Origin of the sequence: Lactonifactor longoviformis (genome assembly GCF_042848515.1) — a bacterium.
GTDB lineage: Bacteria > Bacillota > Clostridia > Lachnospirales > Lachnospiraceae > Lactonifactor > Lactonifactor longoviformis.
The window spans coordinates 979,017-995,111 of the sequence record NZ_AP031453.1; the positions used below are offsets into that span (position 1 = coordinate 979,017).

Below are 16,095 nucleotides of genomic sequence, written 5' to 3' on the forward strand. Positions count from 1 at the left end.
TAAAAAGTGCAGGTATTCATGCAAAAATCGGTAAAAAATAGCAATAATAGAGAAAATCTGCAAGAATATAAAAAACATCTTTCATTTTTATGGACAAATGATATAATTATCCTTGGCTAAAGAAAAAGGGGGACATGAAAGATGAAGTCATATGATTTTTTGTTGGATCTGGCTATAATTTTGCTGAGCACGAAGCTGTTCGGACTCTTAACACGTAAGATTCGCATGCCTCAGGTAGTAGGAGCGCTGCTGGCAGGCTTGCTTCTGGGACCGGCGGTTCTTGGCATTTTAAAGCAGACAGAGTTTATCCATCAGGTTTCTGAAATCGGTGTTATTGTACTGATGTTCTGCGCAGGACTGGAAACCGATATCGATGAGCTGAAGAAAAGCGGAAAGGCTTCCTTTATTATTGCGCTTATGGGAGTAATCGTTCCGCTGGCGGGAGGATTTGGCGTTGCCTGGTACTTTAACCGGCCGGGAATGCTGGAATCAACAGCAGATACAAGTCTTCTGCTCCAGAACATATTTATCGGCGTAATTCTGACCGCCACATCTGTAAGTATTACAGTGGAGACCCTCAAAGAGATGGGAAAGCTGAATACGAAAGCGGGAAATGCTATTCTGGGTGCAGCTATTATTGATGATATTCTTGGTATTATCGCACTGACACTGATTACCAGCATGGCTGATCCGTCGGTGAAAATTGGGGTTGTCCTGCTGAAGATTGCCGGTTTTTTTGTTGCTGTTGGACTGGGCGGTTATCTGATACATATTTTGTTTAAAAAATGGGTTACCGGATATAAAAGGGATCTGCAGAGATTTGTTATTATTTCATTTGTGATCTGTCTTATATTTGCCTATGTGGCGGAAGAATTCTTCGGCGTTGCTGATATCACAGGCGCTTTCTTCGCGGGACTCATCATTACAAAGACGACAAAGACGAATTATATAGCCCGCAGATTCAGTACACTGTCTTACCTCTTGCTTTCACCTGTATTTTTTGCCAGTATCGGTATCCAGGTAGAACTGCCGGAGATGTCATCTATGCTGATCGCATTTTCAGTGATACTGGTTCTTGTTGCAGTTCTTACTAAGGTTGTGGGCTGCGGCCTGGGAGCTAAAATGTGCCGCTATTCCAATAAGAATGCCATAAGGATTGGAACGGGTATGATTTCAAGAGGAGAGGTTGCGCTTATTGTGGCTGCGAAAGGAGACAGTGTTGGTCTGATGTCTGCTTCCCTTCTGGGTCCAGTGGTGGTGGTAGTAGTAATTACAACTATTATTTCTCCCATTCTTCTGAAACTGGCATTCTCTCACAGTAAGAAAAAGATTCAGGAACCGGAAGAGTATGTGAGTAATGATTTGGCAAAAGTATATGAAGATGAAGATATAGGAAACCAATACACGGGGACCCGTGAATAGACAGGAAACGGTGCGGTAGGCTTTTGGCATACCGCACCGGATTTTTTTGCCTTTTTTTGTATATTAGTGATTGACAAACACATAAGAGCTTAATATAATAAAAATGTAAATGATAATTATTTTCAATATCAATAAATACACAGGGAGACAAAAATGAGTTTAGTGGAAGCTAAGGTTGGCAGCGTATACCAGGTGACGCAGATGCTGGTGGAACAAAAGATATTGAGGCGTCTGGAGGCTTTGGGTATCCTGGAAGGTACCAGGATAGAGATTCTCAACAGAAAGAGGAATGGCGCCACCATTATAAAAGTAAGAGGCGCCAGATGGGCACTGGGCAGTGACATTGCGTCCGGAATAAACCTGGAGGATTACACAGCATGAAAAACTATATCAGCGTTGCGTTTGTAGGCAACCCAAACTGCGGAAAAACTACTCTATTCAATGCGTTTACAGGGGCAAACCTTAAGGTGGCAAACTGGCCGGGTGTGACTGTAGAACGCAAGGAAGGAGAGACCAGCTATAAGGGACAGAAGATAAAGCTGATTGACCTTCCGGGGATCTACAGCCTTACTTCCTATTCTATGGAGGAGAAGGTTTCCAGAAAGGCGATCCTGGATGAGGAGATCGATGTCATTGTTAATATTGTAGATGCATCCGCTATGGAACGAAATCTTTACCTTACGCTTCAGCTTCTGGAGATGGGCAAGCCGGTGATTCTGGCATTGAATATGATGGATATAGTGGAAGAGAGGGGTATGGAGATAGACCTGCACCGTCTGCCGGAGATGCTGGGACACATTCCGGTAGTTCCGGTATCCGCCAGGAAGAGAACCGGCCTGGACGTGCTGCTGCATGCGGTGAAGCACCATTATGAAGAGCAGAATACGGACCCGGTGGTTTCCTATACACCGGATATTGAAGATAAAATAGAGGTCCTGGAGCATATGCTTCATGAAAAGTGGCCAGAGGATACGAATCTTCGCTGGCATGCACTGAAGATTTTGGAAAACGATGAGGAGATTTTAAAAGAGCATCCACTGGATACAAGTGAGGTGGTAGATAAGAATTATGAAAAGATCATCATTAATCAAAAGTATGATTACATAGAGGAAATAGTAGAGGAGACGCTGTTTTATAAAAATCAAAAGGAGGAAAAAACAGAGAAAATTGACCGTATCCTGACTCACCGGATCTGGGGCGTACCGGTGTTTCTGGGGATTATGGCTCTGGTGTTTTTCTGTACGTTTACGGTAGGAGATGCAGTGAAGGGGATTTTTGAGGCAGGACTTGATTATGCTTTTGCGGGAATGACACATCTTCTCACAAGTCTGCATGCCTCTGACTGGATGGTTTCTCTGATCGTAGATGGCATTATGGCAGGTGTGGGAGGAATTCTGACCTTTCTGCCTAATATTTTTATCCTGTTTCTGGCCCTGGCTGTCTTAGAGGACAGTGGTTATATGGCCAGGGTTGCCTATGTCATGGACGGGATCATGGGCAGAGTCGGACTTTCAGGAAAAGCATTTCTTCCAATGGTTCTCGGCTTCGGATGTACAGTGCCGGCTATTATGGCGTCCAGGACACTGGAAAAGGAGTCGGACAGAAAGAGGACGATGCTCCTGACCCCTTTTATGTCCTGCTCGGCCAGACTTCCCATCTATGTACTATTTGCAGATATGTTTTTTGGAAAATATGCCATGATTGTAGCATTTTCTCTCTATGCCCTGGGTCTGGTGATGGCCATTTTTCTGGCCCTTATCCTCAGAAAGTTCAGTAAAAGCAAGGGTGAGGCGAATCTTCTTATAGAACTTCCGGAATACAAGACACCCAATGCCAGGACCATCTGGATCTATGTCTGGGAAAAGGTAAAAGACTATCTGACAAAAGCTGGAACAACTATTTTCGTTGCATCTATTGTAATCTGGTTCATTTTGAATTACAATACCAGCGGGATGGTTACAGATGTGACAACCAGCTTCGGAGCTTCTATGGGAAAGTGGCTGGAGCCTCTGCTTGCTCCGGCGGGCCTGGGAATGTGGCAGATCGCAGTTGCCCTAATTTCCGGTCTGTCTGCCAAAGAAGTAGTAATTTCCAGTTTTTCTGTGCTCTACGGTATCAGCAATATTAATTCTTTGGAAGGCATGGGACAGTTATCCCAGATACTGGCGGGACAGAATTTCGGAGCTTTGAATGCCTATGCTCTGATGGTGTTCTGCCTGCTCTACACTCCCTGTGTAGCCACGCTGGCTACGATCCGCAAGGAGACGCACTCTTCGAAGTGGACGATGATGACTGTGTTCTTTCAGCTGGCGGTTGCTTATCTGGCTGCGGTTCTGGTATTCCAGATTGGAAGCCTGTTTTAAGGAGGAATAAGTATGGCAACAGCATTGATAGGAATTCTGATATTTGGTTACGCCGCATTTGTCATCCGCAGAAAAATAAAAGATGCGAAAAACGGAAAATTCTGCAGCTGCAGCTGTGAAGGCTGCTGTAAAGGCTGCGGGAAGGCCGTGAAATAGTAGATAGGAGAGTTGGATGAAGATTCTGCTAGCGGCAGTGAACGCCAAATATATACACTCGAATCTGGCGGTCTATTCTCTTAAGGCGTTTGCCGGAGAATACAAAGAACAGATAGAGATTGGTGAATATACAATAAATCAGAAAAAGGATGAGATATTAAAAGGCCTCTATCAAAAGAGGCCTGATGTCTTATGCTTTTCTTGCTATATATGGAATATTTCTTACGTCACGGATCTGATAACAGAGGCGGCAAAGCTTATGCCCCATACCAGGATATGGGTGGGGGGACCGGAAGTATCCTATGACGGGGAATCGTTCCTGAATAAGTACCCCCAGGTGGAAGGGGTGATGGTCGGTGAGGGAGAAGAAACCTTTCTGGAGCTGGTGCGGCACTATACCGAGGGAAAAAAAGCGCTTGAAGAGATTCCTGGAATTGTGTTTCGGGATCGCGGGAAAGGACAGCTGTGCAGAACTCCCTCAAGAGAGATTCTCGATATGAACGAGATTCCTTTTCCCTATGAGAAGATAGAAGCATTTTCCCATAAAATCATCTATTATGAAAGCAGCAGAGGATGCCCTTTTTCCTGCAGTTACTGCCTGTCTTCCGTTGATAAAAAACTGAGGTTTCGGAAACTGGATCTTGTATACCGGGAACTTCAGTATTTTTTAGATCACAGGGTACCCCAGGTCAAGTTTGTAGACAGGACCTTTAACTGCAGAAGGGATCATGCCATGGGAATCTGGACGTATATCAGGGATCATGACAATGGGGTCACTAATTTTCATTTTGAGATTGCTGCGGATCTGCTGGCCCGGGAAGAGCTGGAGCTTATGAGGACTTTGCGTCCAGGCCTGATCCAGTTGGAAATCGGGGTGCAGTCCACTAACGAAAGGACCATAGAAGCCATAAAAAGAAAGATGGACTTTGCCAGGGTCTCTGAGGTGGTGAGCGAGGTGCACAGGGGAAAGAATATTCACCAGCATCTGGATCTGATTGCAGGTCTCCCCTTTGAGGATTATGAGAGTTTCGGCCGTTCCTTCGATCAGGTATACAGACTGAGACCCCATCAGCTGCAGCTGGGATTCCTCAAAGTTTTGAAGGGATCTTATATGCATGAGAGAGCAGGAGAATACGGATGTGTCTATCAGAGCAGAGAGCCTTATGAGGTTTTGAGAACCAAATGGCTGTCTTATGATGATGTGCTGAGGCTTAAGGGAATTGAGGAGATGGTGGAAATATACTATAACAGCGGACAGTTTTCTACGGTTCTGTCCGGGATAGAAGCAACAGTATCCTCCCCCTTTCTGTTTTATGAAACGCTGGCCGCATTTTATGAAGAACGGAGATATTTTGCAGTCTCGCACTCCAGGCTGCAGCGGTACGATATTCTTTTGGAATTTCTGATGGAATGGGACTGTGCACATCTGGAGGAATATAAGGAGCGCATGCTCTATGATTTATATCTGAGGGAGAATCTGAAAAGCAGGCCTGGCTGGGCAAAAGATATGGGGAGTTTTAGAAATAAGATACATGCATTCTACCAGCGGGAAGAGGAGAACCCCCGTTATCTTACAGAATACAAAGGGTATCAGGCCAGGCAGCTTTGTAAGATGACTCACATAGAAGTATTTAGCTTCCCGGCAGACACAGGGGGGAAGAAGGGGGAGAGATGGATTCTCTTTAAGTATAAAACGCGTGACCCCTTGACCAACGACGCTATTGCCATAGAGATTCCGCCCCGGGAACTGGGGGAATAGTGTATTTCAGGAGAGGACGAATATGACAAAAAGGACAAAAGAGATTCTGGATCTGCTGGATGAAGTGTATACAACAGAGTATAAGTGCTATTTGAATCACGACAGTGCAGAACAGCTGCTCATCGCCACGATGCTCAGTGCACAATGTACAGATGCCAGAGTGAATATAGTTACAGAATCATTGTTTAAGAAATATCCGGATATGGAGGCTTTTGCCAATGCGGATTTGAAGGAATTGGAGCAGGACATTAAGTCCACAGGCTTTTACAGGAATAAGGCAAAAAACATTTTAGGATGTTCCAGAAAGTTAGTGGAAGAGTACGGGGGAAAGGTACCTAATGATTTGGAGGTTCTCACCAGTCTTCCCGGTGTGGGAAGAAAAACTGCAAATGTGATACGGGGAAATATATTTCATGAACCCAGTGTTGTGGTGGATACCCATGTAAAGAGAATTTCACGGAGACTGGGATTTACAAAAGAGGAAGATCCGGTTAAAATTGAATATGATCTGATGAGAGTACTTCCCAAAGAGCACTGGATTCTGTATAATATTCAGATTATTACCTTTGGAAGGCAAATTTGCTTTGCCAGAAATCCTAAGTGTGAGGAGTGCTTTCTCACGAAATACTGTAAAGAGTATAAGGAACGGAAGAAAAAGGGGGATAAAGCATGAGAGCATATGTTACCCTTGACCTGGAAACTACTGGACTGCAGCCGGATAAGGATGCGATTCTGGAGATTGGAGCAATCAAGGTTGTGGAGGGAAGTGTGGCAGATACCTATGCAACCTTTGTGGATCCCCGGAGGGAGATCCCTCCAAGGATTACAGAGATCACCGGCATTAGCGGGGACATGGTGGCGGGGCAGCCCGGAATTGAGTCTGCGCTTCCGAGACTTCTGGAGTTCTGCGGGGATTATCCCCTGCTAGGGCATAACCTACTTTTTGACTATAGCTTTGTAAAATATGGGGCAGCCGGACAGGGCCTTGCGTTTGAAAAAAAAGGGATGGATACACTGGCAATCTCCAGAAAGGTTTTGCCGGAGCTGAAGAGCCGCAGCCTGCAGTACCTGAGAAGGTATTACAGAATCCCTCAGGAAAAAGAACACCGGGCGCTGGACGATGCCAGAACTACTTACCTTTTGTATGAAAAACTGTTCGAGGAGTTCGGCCAGAGCCATCCGGAGGCATTTTGCTGCAGTCCTCTGGTGTGCAGGATAAAAAAACAGTCTTCCATCACAAATGCGCAAAAAGGGTACTTGCGGGATTTGATAAAATATCATAAAATAGAATTTGATACAGAGATGGATCGTCTGTCGAAAAGCGATGCCTCAAAAATCATTGACGGTATTCTTTCGACATATGGAAGAATAAAGAGGTGAAAAAAGATGAATATGAATAACCCTAAGACGAAACGCATTATCGCCGGGATTATTGCAGGATTTCTTATTCTGGCAATGGTGGTTCCCATGTTTATTCCCGGGTAATAGAATAACCATATTTGTTTCATGGGATTATGGGAAAAGAAGGCAGGATAAATATATGAGAATAGGAAAACTACCGGAGCCGGTGCTTATCCGTTCTGTACTGAAAGAAATCAGCCACAGAAGGGCAGAGGTTCTGGCTGGTCCCGGGGTTGGCCGGGACAGTGCGGCAGTTGAGATTGGTCCGGGGGAAGTATTCGTACTTTCCTCGGATTCTGTTACGGGCGAGGGAATTTACACGGTAAGCCGCGGCGTGTATGCTGTGGTAAATGATCTGGCGGCTTCAGGCGCAGAGCCTGTGGGAATTATGGCTACCGTATTGCTGCCCAAGAAGACAGACGAATCTTATCTGAAGCATAGGATGCGGGAATTAGAAAGGATCTGCAGGGAATTGCACCTGGAGGTGCTGGGCGGACACACAGAGGTAACAGAGGCAGTGAACCAGCCTGTTTTTTCTTTGACAGGAACCGGCAAGATAAAAAAGCAAAATCTTATGTCCGCGTCAGAGATAAAGCCGGGGCAGGATCTGGTACTGACCAAATGGATTGGCCTGGAAGCAACCGCTGCCATAGCCAGAGAGAAGAAAGCAGAATTGCTGGAGCGGTTCTCTCTGGCATTTGTAGAGGAAGCCAGTAATTTTGAGCAGTATCTGTCAGTGCTTCCGGAGGCTCAAATTGCCGTGGAGGCGGGAGTAACCGCCATGCATGACCTCAGAACAGGGGGCGTCTTCGGCGCTCTCTGGGAGATGGCTAGCGGCGGAGATATCGGACTTGAGGTAGATCTCAGAAGCATTCCTGTCCGCCAGGAGACGGTGGAGATCTGTGAGGCATTCGGACTAAACCCTTATCAGGTTACGTCCAGCGGTTCCCTGCTCCTTGCAGCGGAAAATGGAAATCATCTGGTGAGAGCGCTGTCCCAGAAGGGCATTCATGGAGCGGTCATCGGGAAAACTACAGAGGGCAGGGAGCGTATCCTGAGAAACCAGGGAGAAGTAAGATATCTGGATAAGCCCCAGCCGGATGAGCTGCACAAAATACTATAAGAAAGAAGCTAAGGATATGGCAAGACTGAACATCGTACTATACGAGCCGGAGATTCCGGCGAACACAGGAAATATAGGCAGAACCTGCGTGGCAACCGGGACCAGGCTGCATCTCATTGAACCTCTGGGATTCCGACTGGGCGAAAAGGAACTGAAGCGGGCAGGGATGGACTACTGGAAGGATTTGGATGTAACCACCTACGTGAACTACGAAGAGTTTCTGGAGAAAAATCCGGGGGCAAAAATCTACATGGCCACCACAAAGGGGCCCCGGACTTATACGGACGCTGTGTATGAAGAAGACTGCTACATTATGTTCGGAAAAGAAAGCGCAGGAATCCCCGAAGAAATCCTTCTGGAAAACCAGGAGACGGCCATCCGCATCCCTATGATTGGAAATATCCGATCCCTCAATCTGGGGAATTCAGTGGCAATTGTACTGTACGAAGCACTGCGGCAGCATAACTTTGATCACATGCAGCTGGAAGGGCATCTGACGAAATATGAATGGAGATAAAGGCTTTGCACCTTAAAAAGGGACAGGGCAGATCGATTTTGGGACGTGTTCTTTTTAAAAAGAACACGTCCCCTTTTTTATTTTTTGGATTTGTCAAGGGTAAAGATGAACTCGGTCCCCACTCCTTCTGTACTGATTACATTAATATGCTGGTTATGGGCATTGATGATTTCTTTTACAATAGCAAGTCCAAGCCCGGTACCTTTTCTGTCCTTCCCTCTGGAGGTGTCCAGCTTATAAAAACGATCCCAGATTTTAGAAAGACTGCTCCTGGGTATTCCTGCCCCCATATCCTTCACAGACACAAAGACGGTATCATGCTTTTCTGTGGTTTCTATGGTTATGGTAGAATCTTTGGGGCTGAACTTGATTGCGTTATCCAAGAGGTTGTATAGTACCTGCTGGATACGCCCCATATCAGCGGATACATAGAGTGTCTGCCCGGCCAGGATAAGCTCTATGGAGATTTTTTTCTCCCGGCAGGTTCCCTCAAAGGTGGCCACTGTATTTTTTATGACCCCATTAATATCAAAGGCTGTAATATCCAGCATACGTCCTTTGGCATCCATATCATTTAAGGTGAGAAGACTTCTGGTGAGCTTATTCAGGCGCTCTGTCTCAAATACTACGATATTCAGATATTTTTCCTGCATTTCAGGAGGAATGGTGCCGTCCAGGATAGCTTCCGCATATCCTTTGATAGAGGTCAGGGGAGAGCGGAAATCATGAGACACATTGGCAACAAATTTCCGCTGGTAGTCCCCCATCTTATCCAGTTCGTCAGACATATAGTTTAGGGATGCCGCCAGGTACCCCATCTCATCTTCTGTGTTTACCGGAATATTATATTTCAGATTCCCGGATGCAAATTCATCCACCCCTGTGATGATTTTTCTCAGCGGCCGGTGGATGATATAGTTCAGCAGCACCAGAATGGAGGAGGTAATGAGAAACAAAATCAGGAAGAGTATGTATACTACCTGAAGAACCGATTCTCTTTCTTCGTAAATATGCTCCATGGGCTGATGAATGGCAATATATCCCCTGGTGGTAAAATTCAGGGTAATGGGAACCAGAACGCTCATAGTATCGTCCGCAAAGCGGTGAAAAAAATGACCGATCTGATAGTACCCGGAATTGAACGAAGCCGGATCAAAGTTAATGATTTTCTCCGGAGACTGTGTATTCAAATCTTCGCTGGTGTTCAGGAGGATTTCCCCCTGTGGATTGATCAGCCAGATTTCTGAGTTCTCATAAGAACTCAGGGTAGTCAGGTTATCGTAGATATCATTGAGAGAGGACTGGCTGTTGTAATATTTTGCCGCATGGGTATTCGCCACGGCGTTGGCTTCTTTATAGAGAGCAGAGCTTGAAAAGTCCACCAGCTTATGTTCAACTAAAGTGGACCCTAAAGTGGAAATGGTAAAAAAGCCAATGAATCCCAGAATCAAGTATGCAATAACAAACTTAAGATACAGGGCATTTTTCATTAGGATTTCACCTCGAATTTGTATCCAATTCCCCATACGGTGGCAATCCCCCAGGAGTCATGGTCTTTAATTTTTTCCCTGAGACGTTTGATGTGTACGTCCACAGTTCTGGTATCTCCTATATATTCGTACCCCCAGATATGATCGAGAAGCTGCTCTCTGGTAAATACCTGGTTGGGTGAAGAGGCCAGAAAATAAAGAAGCTCCAGTTCTTTTGGCGGCATATCCACCGCCTCCCCGCAGTATATGACAGAGTAATTGGTAAGGTTAATCACAAGGTCCGGGTATTCCACAAATTTTCCAGTATTCTGGGCCGCAGGTTCCGGCTCCACATGAAACCGGCGGAGTACTGCTTTTACCCGGGCTACTAATTCTTTGGAGTCGAAGGGCTTGATAATATAGTCATCCGCTCCCAGCTCCAGGCCAAGAACCTTGTCAAAGATCTCTCCTTTGGCGGAGAGCATAATAATAGGTACATTAGACTTGTGGCGGATTTCCCGGCAAACCTGATAACCGTCCATACCCGGCAGCATCAGATCCAGAAGAATCAGATTGGGCTGAAAGGATGCGAATGCATTCAGGGCCTCCTCCCCGTCGTTTACAATCATCGTATCAAAGCATTCCTTGGTAAGATACAGGGAAATCAGCTCTGCGATATTGTTGTCGTCGTCTACAATTAATATTTTCTGCTTTGCAACCATTACAAAACCTCCTGATTCTATTTTTTAAATGTTACGATGGTTACACCCGCGTCACCCTCTCCGAATTCGGCGAGATGGAATTCCTCTACATATTTCAGGCGGCGGAGATAGCTGTGTACACCCTTTCTCAGCGCGCCGGTACCTTTTCCGTGGACCACGCGCACCGAATTCAGATGGGCCAGATAGGCATCGTCCAGATACTTGTCCAGTTCGGAAATGGCTTCATCCACAGTTTTTCCCAAAAGGTTGATCTCTGGTTTTACAAAGGAAGACTTGCTCATCCGGATCTTACCTGTACTGGTTTTCTGCAGGGTGGAGGAAGTTATCACGGGTTCGTCTATGAGCTGAAGGTCTGAGATGTGCACCTGAGAACGGAGGATGCCCATCTGCACATAGAGCATGCCCTTGGGGTTCGGCAGTGTGCTTACGGTACCTTTCAGGTTGAGACTCAGCACCTTTACAGAATCGCCTATGGACAAATCTTTTGCTTTGGGGGCCGGTTTTTTCTTCTGTTCTTTTTTCTGAGACATATTTTTTTCTACTGTGTTCATCTTCTGGCGGAGCTTTTGGCGCTCTTGTTCCAGTTCTTTGGCGGACATAGTACTTTTTCCCGCCTTATTAAATACCTTGATGGTCTGGTCCGCGTATTCCTTTGCCTCGCGCAGGATCCTGTGTGCCTCTTCGCTGGCTTCTCTCAGGAGACGTTCTCTCTGCTGTTCCAGCTTATCCTGTTTTTCTTCCAGCCGGTTCTTTAGCTGTTCTACCTCTGATTTATAGCGTTCGATCTCTTTTCTCTCATTTTCAATAGTGACTCTGTTCTCCTCCAGGTGGCTGATGACATCCTCAAAGGATTCCGCCTCCTGGCTCAGCTGTTCTCTGGCTTTATCAATAATGTATTCAGGAAGTCCCAGTTTTCCGGAGATAGCAAATGCATTGCTTTTTCCGGGAATACCAATCAGCAGCCGGTAGGTTGGGCGCAGAGTCTCTACATTAAACTCGCAGGAGGCATTCTCTACCCCGGGTGTTGAAAGCGCATAGACCTTTAACTCGCTGTAATGGGTGGTTGCCATAGTACGAATGCCCTGAGCATGGAGATGGGACAGGATGGAGATAGCCAGCGCCGCGCCCTCAGTGGGGTCTGTACCTGCTCCCAGTTCGTCAAAGAGGACCAGAGAGTCTCTGTCCGCCTTTTCCAGGAAGGATACAATATTTGTCATATGGGAGGAGAAGGTGCTGAGGCTCTGCTCAATACTCTGTTCGTCCCCAATATCTGCATATACTTCTTTGAACACAGACAGAGTGGAGTGGTCAAAGGCGGGAATATGAAGCCCGGCCTGTCCCATAAGCGTCAAAAGTCCCACCGTCTTAAGGGAAACGGTCTTCCCTCCAGTGTTGGGTCCGGTAACAATTAGCAGATCAAAATCCCTGCCCAGATGGATATCAATGGGTACTACAGAATGCCTGTCAATGAGAGGATGCCGTGCTTTTTTGATATCCAGAATGCCTTTGGTATTGAAGTCCGGTTTGGATGCATTTTGCTGCTTGGCCAGGGAGGCTCTCGCAAAGATAAAATCCAGTTCTACAAGCAGCTTCATATTATCCAGCAGAACTTCCAGGTACTCTCCGGCAGAGGCACTTAAGGTGGACAGGATAATCTCAATCTCCGCCTGCTCCTTCAGTTCCAGTTCTCTGATATCATTGTTCAGCTTAACAATTGCCATTGGTTCCACGAAGAGAGTGGAACCGGTAGAGGACTGATCGTGGATCATTCCCGGCACCTGTCCCCTATACTCAGCCTTTACCGGAATACAGTAGCGCCCGTTCCGCATTGTGACAACGGCATCCTGAAGGTAACTTCTGGAACCTCCGCTGACAAAGCTGTTTAACTCTGTGTGAATCCTGTCATTGGTATTCTTCATCGAACGGCGGATCTGCTTCAGACCCGGACTGGCATCGTCCGCGATCTCTTCTTCTGATAAAATACACCTGCGGATTTCATTGGCAAGAGGGGTGAGGGGCTGGAGCTGTTCAAACATTCCATCCAGTGAGTCCGGTGCCTTTTCCTCATCTTCTTTACGGGCGTAAGATTTGGCCCGGTTGGTATTGTCCAGGAGAGAACAGATAGCAAGCAGCTCTCCGGTGCCAAGGGTGCCTCCGATTTCCAGTCTTTTGAGAGAGCCTCTGATATCCTTCACACCGGCAAAAGAAAGGCTGCCTTTCTGATATATCCGGCTGAGGGCGTCCTGGGTCTCCTCCTGCATACGTTCTATTGTGACAATATCATCCTGGGGCAAAAGTGCCTGGCACAAACATTTCCCCTGGGAAGAGGTGGCGCAGGCAGTCAGCTGTTCGATGATCTTGTTGTATTCTAATGTTTTTAATGCTTTTTTGTTCATGTATTTGCCTCCAAGGCGGACTGAATCAAGTGTACAGCCGTCTTTTTGTTTTTGTCATTCTTCTAGTAGTTATTCTAACCTATTATGGAGGGAATGAAAAGTGAAAAGTCGATTTCACAGGAGAAAACTGAGGAATTTGTGGTATACTTGGGATAATAAAAGAAAGGAGGGATGAGGATGAGTGCTGACAGAATGCTGGAATTGACTATGGAACTGCTGGAGGGCGGAATGATGTCGGGGGAGGTAAAACCTCTCTATAAGCTCTATGAGGAACTAAGCCCAAAAGAGACCGCAGAGTTGATTGATTACACAATAGACAATCAGAAGTTGGATTCCTGGGACAAGCAGGTTGTCTACCTGTATCTTGCCCTGTATTCTTATCAGATAGGGGAATATCTGCCGGATAAGCTCTATATGCATCTGATGAAAGAAACGTGGGATTCCTATCCCGAGATTTTTCTCCGGGCAGCTCCCCAAGTAGCAGAAATGTTAATAGATGCAGTCAAGACAGAGGAGATGAGAGCCCAGATAATGCCATTGCTGAGCGCAGTTAGGACCGAAAAATCAGCTGAGTTTTTAGCAGGCACAGACCATAGATGGGAGGATACGGCAGGAGGATGGTGTGTGGAAAAAGGAAAAATAAAGACGCTGTACCGGGAGGAAGTGATACCCTTTGAAGAGTCTCCGGGAACCGAAGAGGAAGACCGCTGGGTTCCTCTGAAGCGGATCGATCGGCTGTGCAGATTCTGCCGCCATCCGCTAACGCTTATATTTAATCAGAAGGAGCCCTTGGGAAGCTGCCTGGTATGTTCCTGCTACCAGACAATCTATACCAGGATGGAGCAAGGCGAAATTGTCTGGCATGAGAAAAACAAGAAAACAGAAATTCTGGAACAGTGTATGGATCGTGTGTTAGATGGATATCCGAATCCGGAAAGAAAGCTGAGAAGGAGCAGGGAATTCAGAAGGATAACCTATTCTGCCAGCATTATGACGGATATATCCCACACACAGCTTGGCGGACTGCCCTGCAGATTTGACCATCTGGATTATCCGGACTGCCCCGACTGCGGAGAAAAAATGATTTTTGCAGGACAGATAGAGGGACAGGACATATGGGAATGGGGAGATGGAATGTATTATTTTTATGTATGTGAGAATTGTAGCAATGGTGCCTGTAATTATGACCAGACATAAGCCGTCGGGAGTGCCCCCCCTAAAAACCAGGTGTTTATAGATGGTACCGCTTCTAAAAGTAAATATTTTCCCGGATTCTTCATAAAATGTTCATATCTCTTTGCTAAGATAATTTATATTGTATACTCGCCGGGAATCCTCTTTTTGGTATCCCGGGAACGGGATTTGCGTGTATCTTACTTAAGCAATAAAGGAGAACGTGCAGTATGGATGAGAATGAAAAAAAAGAACTCATGGAGAATCCTGATGAGGGGCATCTGGAAGAGGCGGAAAAACAGAGGGAGGGGGAGACTCCCGAGGATCATGAGGAAGCTTACAGCTTTGTAAAAGAGACGATAAAAGAAAAGCCCCTGGACAGGAGAACCGTTCTGAGACGGGCCGGGTGGATTGCCGGTGCTGCAGTGCTATTCGGTGTAATTGCAGCTCTTGTATTTTCTGTTACTGTCTCCGGAATAGATAAGTATCGGGAAGATAAGGAAAGCGCGCCAAAAGTGAATATCCCCCAGGATGAGGAACCCTCCGGTGAGGAGGATGAAGAGTCTCCCCCCGAAGAAGAGGTTCAGACGCCAGTACAGGAACCTGCAGAATTTACCCTGGCAGACTATTCCAATCTTTACAAGGATATGGTTCAGCAGGCCCAGGAACCCAAAAAGGCTATTGTAACAGTAATCGGCAATACCAGTGGGACAGACTGGTTTAACAACCCTTCCGAAAGTCAGAAGCAGATCTCTGGGCTGATTGTTGCAAATAACGGACAGGATTTATTTGTTCTGACAGAATACCGGGTAGTGGATAATGTAGACCGTATTCAGATTACCTTTTGCGACGGGTCCACCGTTGACGCCCGTTTCCAGAAAACAGACTCTAATACGGGACTTACTGTTCTGAAGGTGCCGCTGTCAGAGATTTCCCAGGAATCCCAGAACTGTCTCTCAGTTGCGACACTGGGAAGCTCCTACAGTGTCAGCCAGGGAGAACCTGTTATTGCAATTGGAAGCCCGATGGGGTATAGTGATTCTATTGCGTATGGTTTAATAACCTCGGTTTCCAACACGGTAAATGTGGTGGACGGGGAGTACAATCTGCTGACAACGGATATTATGGGAAGCAGTGACGGAAGCGGGATTCTGGTGAACCTGAACGGGGAGGTTGTGGGGGTTATCGCCCAGTCCTTTGGCCTGGAGGACAGCAGGAATATAGTAACCGCTCTGGCCATCTCTCAGATTAAGGAACTGATTGAACAGCTGTCCAATAATACGGATAACCCTTATGCCGGAATCCGGGGAATGGATGTCACGGATGAGATTGCGGCGAATACAGGAATGCCAAAAGGTGTCTTTGTAGATATGATAGCAGAGGATTCTCCCGCTATGCAGGCCGGTATACAGAAGGCCGATGTAATTACTGCGGTCAAGGGGAATGAGGTTGTGACCGTTAAGCAGTATCAGAATGAACTGAAGAAATGCAATGTAGGCGAGATGATTAAGATAAAAGTCATGCGCAAAGGAGCAGAGGGCTACGTGGAACTGGAATTCGATGTCACCCTGACTGCTTCGTAAAAAGACAGAAA

14 protein-coding genes are annotated in these 16,095 nt (G+C 46.4%); 11 read left to right on the top strand and 3 right to left on the bottom strand.

The features are described 5' to 3' along the window. Window positions 1-141 precede the first annotated feature (141 nt). The 9 genes from ACGHCT_RS04405 (at window position 142) to ACGHCT_RS04445 (ending at window position 8,741) form a co-directional block, all read left to right on the top strand. Window positions 142-1,422 carry a cation:proton antiporter gene (locus ACGHCT_RS04405; protein ID WP_072852550.1) on the top strand — a complete coding sequence of 427 codons (1,281 nt, stop codon included), beginning with the start codon at window positions 142-144 and terminating at the stop codon, window positions 1,420-1,422. Between the two features lie 153 nt (window positions 1,423-1,575). After that, window positions 1,576-1,803, top strand: a complete 228-nt coding sequence (locus ACGHCT_RS04410) for a ferrous iron transport protein A (protein WP_390438440.1) — start codon at window positions 1,576-1,578, stop codon at window positions 1,801-1,803. Continuing rightward, complete coding sequence (gene feoB / locus ACGHCT_RS04415; protein ID WP_390438442.1) at window positions 1,800-3,785, top strand: ferrous iron transport protein B; 1,986 nt, start codon at window positions 1,800-1,802, stop codon at window positions 3,783-3,785. Before ACGHCT_RS04410 ends, feoB begins: the two co-directional genes overlap by 4 nt. A gap of 12 nt (window positions 3,786-3,797) precedes the next feature. Continuing rightward, window positions 3,798-3,941 carry a FeoB-associated Cys-rich membrane protein gene (locus ACGHCT_RS04420; RefSeq protein WP_084067935.1) on the top strand — a complete coding sequence of 48 codons (144 nt, stop codon included), beginning with the start codon at window positions 3,798-3,800 and terminating at the stop codon, window positions 3,939-3,941. A gap of 16 nt (window positions 3,942-3,957) precedes the next feature. After that, a complete protein-coding gene (locus tag ACGHCT_RS04425; RefSeq protein ID WP_390438445.1) occupies window positions 3,958-5,700 on the top strand; it encodes a B12-binding domain-containing radical SAM protein in 1,743 nt (580 codons plus the stop codon). Between the two features lie 22 nt (window positions 5,701-5,722). Further along, complete coding sequence (nth, locus tag ACGHCT_RS04430) at window positions 5,723-6,373, top strand: endonuclease III (protein ID WP_072852558.1); 651 nt, start codon at window positions 5,723-5,725, stop codon at window positions 6,371-6,373. After that, the gene (locus ACGHCT_RS04435; RefSeq protein ID WP_390438448.1) at window positions 6,370-7,080 is read left to right on the top strand and encodes a PolC-type DNA polymerase III; all 711 of its coding nucleotides are present in this window, start codon (window positions 6,370-6,372) and stop codon (window positions 7,078-7,080) included. The genes nth and ACGHCT_RS04435 overlap by 4 nt, the downstream gene beginning before the upstream one ends. Before the next feature lie 160 nt (window positions 7,081-7,240). Continuing rightward, entirely contained in the window at window positions 7,241-8,224 is a 984-nt protein-coding gene (locus ACGHCT_RS04440) for an AIR synthase family protein (RefSeq protein WP_390438450.1), read from the top strand. A 16-nt stretch (window positions 8,225-8,240) separates the two neighbouring features. Beyond that, entirely contained in the window at window positions 8,241-8,741 is a 501-nt protein-coding gene (locus ACGHCT_RS04445; RefSeq protein ID WP_072852660.1) for a tRNA (cytidine(34)-2'-O)-methyltransferase, read from the top strand. 77 nt (window positions 8,742-8,818) lie between these two features. Here the strand turns inward: ACGHCT_RS04445 and ACGHCT_RS04450 are convergent, their stop codons facing one another. Genes ACGHCT_RS04450 through ACGHCT_RS04460 form a run of 3 tightly spaced genes read right to left on the bottom strand, consistent with a single transcriptional unit; the run spans window position 8,819 to window position 13,328 of the window. After that, entirely contained in the window at window positions 8,819-10,231 is a 1,413-nt protein-coding gene (locus tag ACGHCT_RS04450; protein WP_072852563.1) for a HAMP domain-containing sensor histidine kinase, read from the bottom strand. After that, entirely contained in the window at window positions 10,231-10,932 is a 702-nt protein-coding gene (locus tag ACGHCT_RS04455) for a response regulator transcription factor (RefSeq protein WP_072852564.1), read from the bottom strand. Before ACGHCT_RS04455 ends, ACGHCT_RS04450 begins: the two co-directional genes overlap by 1 nt. 17 nt (window positions 10,933-10,949) lie before the next feature. After that, a complete protein-coding gene (locus tag ACGHCT_RS04460; RefSeq protein WP_390438452.1) occupies window positions 10,950-13,328 on the bottom strand; it encodes an endonuclease MutS2 in 2,379 nt (792 codons plus the stop codon). A 177-nt stretch (window positions 13,329-13,505) separates the two neighbouring features. Between ACGHCT_RS04460 and ACGHCT_RS04465 the strand changes: the two genes are divergently transcribed. Then, window positions 13,506-14,525 carry a hypothetical protein gene (locus tag ACGHCT_RS04465; RefSeq protein WP_390438454.1) on the top strand — a complete coding sequence of 340 codons (1,020 nt, stop codon included), beginning with the start codon at window positions 13,506-13,508 and terminating at the stop codon, window positions 14,523-14,525. 206 nt (window positions 14,526-14,731) lie between these two features. Continuing rightward, entirely contained in the window at window positions 14,732-16,084 is a 1,353-nt protein-coding gene (locus tag ACGHCT_RS04470) for a S1C family serine protease (protein WP_242946773.1), read from the top strand. The last annotated feature ends 11 nt before the right edge of the window (window positions 16,085-16,095 follow it).

Coding starts and splice junctions, on each gene's coding strand:
- ACGHCT_RS04405 (WP_072852550.1), top strand. CDS start 142: ATGAAGTCATATGATTTTTTGTTGGATCTGGCTATAATTTTGCTGAGC.
- ACGHCT_RS04410 (WP_390438440.1), top strand. CDS start 1,576: ATGAGTTTAGTGGAAGCTAAGGTTGGCAGCGTATACCAGGTGACGCAG.
- feoB (WP_390438442.1), top strand. CDS start 1,800: ATGAAAAACTATATCAGCGTTGCGTTTGTAGGCAACCCAAACTGCGGA.
- ACGHCT_RS04420 (WP_084067935.1), top strand. CDS start 3,798: ATGGCAACAGCATTGATAGGAATTCTGATATTTGGTTACGCCGCATTT.
- ACGHCT_RS04425 (WP_390438445.1), top strand. CDS start 3,958: ATGAAGATTCTGCTAGCGGCAGTGAACGCCAAATATATACACTCGAAT.
- nth (WP_072852558.1), top strand. CDS start 5,723: ATGACAAAAAGGACAAAAGAGATTCTGGATCTGCTGGATGAAGTGTAT.
- ACGHCT_RS04435 (WP_390438448.1), top strand. CDS start 6,370: ATGAGAGCATATGTTACCCTTGACCTGGAAACTACTGGACTGCAGCCG.
- ACGHCT_RS04440 (WP_390438450.1), top strand. CDS start 7,241: ATGAGAATAGGAAAACTACCGGAGCCGGTGCTTATCCGTTCTGTACTG.
- ACGHCT_RS04445 (WP_072852660.1), top strand. CDS start 8,241: ATGGCAAGACTGAACATCGTACTATACGAGCCGGAGATTCCGGCGAAC.
- ACGHCT_RS04450 (WP_072852563.1), bottom strand. CDS start 10,231: ATGAAAAATGCCCTGTATCTTAAGTTTGTTATTGCATACTTGATTCTG.
- ACGHCT_RS04455 (WP_072852564.1), bottom strand. CDS start 10,932: ATGGTTGCAAAGCAGAAAATATTAATTGTAGACGACGACAACAATATC.
- ACGHCT_RS04460 (WP_390438452.1), bottom strand. CDS start 13,328: ATGAACAAAAAAGCATTAAAAACATTAGAATACAACAAGATCATCGAA.
- ACGHCT_RS04465 (WP_390438454.1), top strand. CDS start 13,506: ATGAGTGCTGACAGAATGCTGGAATTGACTATGGAACTGCTGGAGGGC.
- ACGHCT_RS04470 (WP_242946773.1), top strand. CDS start 14,732: ATGGATGAGAATGAAAAAAAAGAACTCATGGAGAATCCTGATGAGGGG.